The organism is Rothia sp. (in: high G+C Gram-positive bacteria) (assembly GCF_030540545.1).
GTDB lineage: Bacteria > Actinomycetota > Actinomycetes > Actinomycetales > Micrococcaceae > Rothia.
In genome coordinates, this window is the sequence record NZ_JAUNVZ010000054.1 from 1 (window position 1) to 1,319 (window position 1,319).

1 protein-coding gene is annotated in these 1,319 nt (G+C 55.3%); it reads right to left on the minus strand.

Annotated elements, in window-relative coordinates; all coding sequences use genetic code 11:
• Window positions 1-901, minus strand: a 901-nt coding sequence (locus Q4P78_RS08870; protein ID WP_303340011.1) for a bile acid:sodium symporter family protein, incomplete at its 3' end; no start/stop codon positions are given.
• Window positions 902-1,319 lie beyond the last annotated feature (418 nt).

Sequence of the window (1,319 nt, forward strand, 5' to 3'; positions counted from 1 at the left end):
GGTGAAAAACCATGAGCGGGAGCATGAGCAGCCCCAGCGAGCCGGCGCCAAAAATAATAATTGCCATGGGTAGTCCGGCGGCGAGGGATTTTTTAGCCCCGCAGAATTGAATGGTAATGCGGTCGGCACGATTAAACCCCAGGCGCGCCGCCAGCGTATCGGTACCCCACAGCATGAATACCACCATGATCGCGGCTACACCCACGAGTGCCACCACCTGCCAGGCACTGACGGATGTCCACACCCCCTGCACTACCGAGGCTGAAAAAGCGGAGTAGACAATCATCATGACCGAGAATTTATCCAGCCATTTGGTGGCGGGTTTGGCTGCAAAGGTTCCCACCCAGCGGCGCGTGAGTTGCCCGGCCAAAAACGGTAAAAAGAGCTGAATAGCAATATTTATAAAGATGCCGGAGGATATTTCCACGTGCCCGCCCCCCATAAGCACCATAGCCAGTAGCGGGGTTGCTAATACTCCCACAATGCTAGAAAGCGAGGCGCTCACAATAGCCCCGGCCACATTCCCGCCGGCTATGGAGGTGAAGGCAATGGAGGCCTGCACGGTGGAGGGGACCAGGCACAGGTAGAGAATACCCAGGTACAGGCCGTCCCCGAGCAAGAATTTGAGGGGGAAAAGCGCCAACCCAAAGAGCGGGAAAAGCACGAAGGTGCAGGTGAGAATGAGCACGTGGAGGCGCCAGTGTTTGAGTCCGGCTATGGCCTCGGTGGTGGATAGGCGCGCCCCGTACAGGTAGAACAGCAGCGCCACAGCCCACTTGGTGCCGGTGGCAAACCAGTCGGCAAAGTCCCCGCGCGCGGGAATTATAATCGCCGTAATAACGGCGGTAATGAGCATAATAATGAGCGCATCGGGACGTATGGAGCGTAGTTTGCTGAGCATACTACCAGTCTACTCGCGCCGTGCCGTGCTCATTTCGAGAATCAAGGTAGCGGCAGGCAGTTTAGCACTACCGCAGCTTAGGGTATCCGGGCAAGGTTATTGCTGGTCGGTAATACCTCTATTGCCCGCCCACTACAGCTTTATAGGCTCCGCACCTTCCAACTTGTAAAACATAAACCCGTATAACCATATATAAAGCTATACATATATATGTTCATCTGCATATATGGTTATACGGGAAACCAAGAATAAGGTCACTGCCGGACCAACGAAGTTGGGAACCGGGCGCTAGGGGTTTTCCTGCCCCATTTCGCCATCCGGGTTCTGTCGACCGGAATTATGCTGCCCATTACCTTCGCCGGGCGCCGTATTCGAGCCATCATTTGAGGAGATGGAACGCCGAGGCTGATCCTGCTCG